This is a genomic window from Aeromonas sp. HMWF017, assembly GCF_003061465.1.
Classification (GTDB): Bacteria; Pseudomonadota; Gammaproteobacteria; order Enterobacterales; family Aeromonadaceae; genus Aeromonas; species Aeromonas veronii.
Window position 1 is genome coordinate 1 of sequence record NZ_QAJD01000112.1, and the last position, 1328, is coordinate 1328.

Genomic DNA, 1328 nt, shown 5'->3' on the forward strand with positions numbered 1-1328 from the left:
GGATTGCCCTGTTGCCCCACCATGTCTGTGAAGGGGATTTGGCGGCGGGGCGGTTGCAGAAGGTGTTGCCGGATCATCCTATCCCGGTCAATCCGTTTTACCTTATCTATCCGAGTCGGGAGCATCTGGCCCCCGCCCTGCGCACCCTGATGGATTTCGTGGCCGAGCGGTTGCCGTTCGCCTGAGTTACCAGCTGCTCTGGCCGGCCGACTCCTGATTGGGTTTGAGGCCGAGTGGGACTGACTGGCGCTCCGCCAGCATGCGGATCTGCCCTTCAATCAGGCTGGCACTGGGGCCCAGTACCAGTACCAGCTGGTGGTCGTTGAGCTGGATCCAGGAGAGGCAACCCAGGCCTAGCAGGCGGGATTGATCCACCAGTGAAATATCGCGCACCCGCAGGCTGAGGCGGGTGAGACAGACGCTCATCGCCACCAGATTGTCCATCCCGCCCAGCACCTTGAGATACTGGATCGCCAGCATCTGCGGGTCTGAGGGGGCAACACTGGCAAGGCGCGGATGTTCCACCGCGATGGGCTTGCTCGGCATGCTGAGGGGCGCGCGCTCCAGCAGTTGATAGAACAGCAGGGTGTAGGCGACGAAGAACAGGATGCCGACCGGAATGAGCCAGAAGCTGTGCTCCCCAGCCTGATAGCTCAGCACCAGATCCAGCAGGCCGGCGGAGAAGTAACTGCCCACCTTGATCCCCAGCCCGCTACAGACAGCGAGCGACAGCCCGGTCAACAGGGCGTGGGCGAGAAACAGCCAGGGGGCGGTAAAGGCGAACAGAAACTCGATGGGCTCTGTGATCCCCACCAGTGCCGAAGTGAGCGCCAGGGTGAGCAGCAGCCCGCCCTGTGGCAGCCGCTGCATCCGCTGGCGGTGCAGCCAGATTGCAAAACAGGCGCCCGGCAGGCCGAACATGATGATGGGGTAAAGACCGGCCACATACCCTTCATGAAGGGGTTGGGCGGCGGCCAGCGCCTGCAGGTTGCTCTCGCCAAGGCCGATGACGCTGCCCAATACCTGATGCAGCCCAAGCGGGATCAGCAAGCGGTTGAGGGTGCCGTAGCAGAAGGCGCCAAACGGCGTGGTAAGCAGCTCGGAGGTGAGCAGGGTCAGCCCGCGCTCCAGTGGCGGCCACAGCAGCGAGAGGGGGATGGCAATCAGCAGACAGGCCAAGGCCGACACCAGCAGGCTGGGAAACTCTCCCCTGGCGATCTGCAGACAGCGGGGCAGCGTTTGTTGGTGTACCCAGGGGTAGATGATGGCGGTGGTGAGCCCCGCCAGCAGGCCGCAGATCATGTCGGCGTGCAGGTTGGGGGCTAGTG

2 protein-coding genes are annotated in these 1328 nt (G+C 63.6%); one reads left to right on the top strand and one right to left on the bottom strand.

Features of this window, described 5'->3' with window-relative positions:
* A partial coding sequence (locus DBR30_RS11160) for a LysR substrate-binding domain-containing protein (RefSeq protein ID WP_258224399.1) occupies window positions 1-185 on the top strand: 185 nt, incomplete at its 5' end.
* A 1-nt stretch (window position 186) separates the two neighbouring features.
* Here DBR30_RS11160 and DBR30_RS11165 read toward each other — a convergent pair.
* Window positions 187-1328 (bottom strand): PTS transporter subunit EIIC (locus tag DBR30_RS11165; RefSeq protein WP_258224400.1); only part of this gene is annotated, 1142 nt, incomplete at its 5' end.